This is a genomic window from Pyxidicoccus xibeiensis (genome assembly GCF_024198175.1).
In the GTDB taxonomy this organism is placed as follows: Bacteria; Myxococcota; Myxococcia; order Myxococcales; family Myxococcaceae; genus Myxococcus; species Myxococcus xibeiensis.
Genome location: NZ_JAJVKV010000048.1, coordinates 1 through 1,758, shown reverse-complemented (window position 1 = coordinate 1,758; position 1,758 = coordinate 1). Strand labels below are relative to the sequence as shown.

General features: G+C 71.8%; 1 protein-coding gene. It reads right to left on the bottom strand.

The features are described 5' to 3' along the window. Positions 1–1,758: non-ribosomal peptide synthetase (locus tag LXT23_RS49475; RefSeq protein WP_253987554.1), on the bottom strand; the 1,758-nt coding region annotated here is incomplete at both ends.

Genomic DNA, 1,758 nt, shown 5'->3' with positions numbered 1-1,758 from the left:
CGGTGGGGGACTCGAAGAGGGCTCGCAGGGGCAGCGTTGCACCCAGCGCGGCCTGCAGGCGCGAGACGACCTGGGTGGCCAGCAGCGAGTGGCCGCCCAGCTCGAAGAAGCTGTCGGTGGCTCCCACTCGTGCGACGCCCAGCACCTGGGCGAAGAGGCCCGCAAGCTGCTCCTCGGTCTGCGTCCTGGGCGCGACGTACTGACGTGTGGTGGCCTGCTGTTCCGGGGTCGGCAGGGCCTTGCGGTCCACCTTGCCGTTGGGCGTCAGCGGGAAGGCGCCCAGCGCCATGACGAGCGAGGGCACCATGTGCTCGGGCAGGTGCTCACGCAGGAAGTCTCGCAGGGCGGCCGTGTCCAGCTCGGTGCCACTGGCGGGCACCACGTAGGCCACCAGCCGACCGTCGCCGGACGCGTCCCGGTGGACGCTGGCCACCGCCTGGTGGACGGACGGGTGGCGTGAAAGCACCGCCTCGACTTCGCCCAGCTCGATGCGGAAGCCGCGCACCTTCACCTGGAAGTCGGTGCGGCCCAGGAAGTCCAGCGTGCCGTCGGCGCGCCACCGGGCGAGGTCCCCGGTGCGGTACATGCGCCCGCCCGCCACGCCCGAGAAGGCGTCGGGCACGAAGCGCTCCGCCGTCAGGTCGGCGCGGCCGAGGTAGCCGCGCACCACGCCGTCTCCGGCGATGAACAGCTCTCCGGGGGCGCCCGTGGGCACCGGCTCGCCCCATGCGTCCAGCACGTACAGCCGCGTGTTGGAGATGGGGGCGCCGATGGAGATGGTGGCCGCGCCCGCGTCCTTCTCGGTGACGGAGTGGGTGGAGGACCAGACGGTGGTCTCCGTCGGGCCGTACATGTTGGTGAGGGTGGCGGCGGGCAGCGCGGCGCGCAGCTGCGCGGCCAGCGGGCCGGCCAGCGCTTCACCACCGACGAGCAGGTGGCGCAGTGAGCCGAGCGCGGGCACCGACTCCGGTGAGAGCACCATGCCCCGGGCAAAGGCGGGCGTGCACTGCAGGTGCGTCACGGCGTGGCGGCGCAGCACCTCGGACAGAGGAAGGGCCTTGCCCTCGCGGGTGGCTGCGCGCTCGTCGTGCAGCACCACGTGGTAGCCACGCGCCAGCGTCCACAGCAGCTCCAGCACGGAGATGTCGAAGGAGATGCTGGTGACGGCCAGCCACGTGCCGGGCGTGGACGTGCCCAGCAGCGTGTCCATGGCGCCAAAGAAGTTGGCCGCCGTGCGGTGCGGCACCATGACGCCCTTGGGACGTCCCGTGCTTCCCGAGGTGTAGATGACGTAGGCGAGGTTGTCGGCGCTGGAGGTTCCGGACGCCTTTGCTTCATCGCCTGGCGGCTCATCGATGAGCAGCACCTGCACGCCCGTGGTGGGCAGGGTGCCCAGCAGCTGGAGTGAGGTGAGGAGGACGGACGCTCCCGAGTCCTGGAGCATCCATGCCAGGCGCTCGGCGGGGTAGTCCGGGTCCAGCGGGAGGTAGGCGCCGCCCGCGTGGAGGATGGCCAGCATGCCGGCCACCATGTCCGCCGAGCGCTCCAGGGAGAGTCCCACGGGCGCGTCCGGACGCACTCCGAGCTGCTGGAGGCGGGCGGAGAGGCGCAGCACGCGCTGGTGCAGCTGACGGTAGGTGAGCTGCTCGTCGCCGAAGGAGAGGGCGGTGGCGTCCGGAGTCCGGGCGACCTGCGCCTCGAACTGCTGATGCAGGCAGGCCGAGTCGTAGGTGCGTCCCGTGTCATTCCACGCGCGCA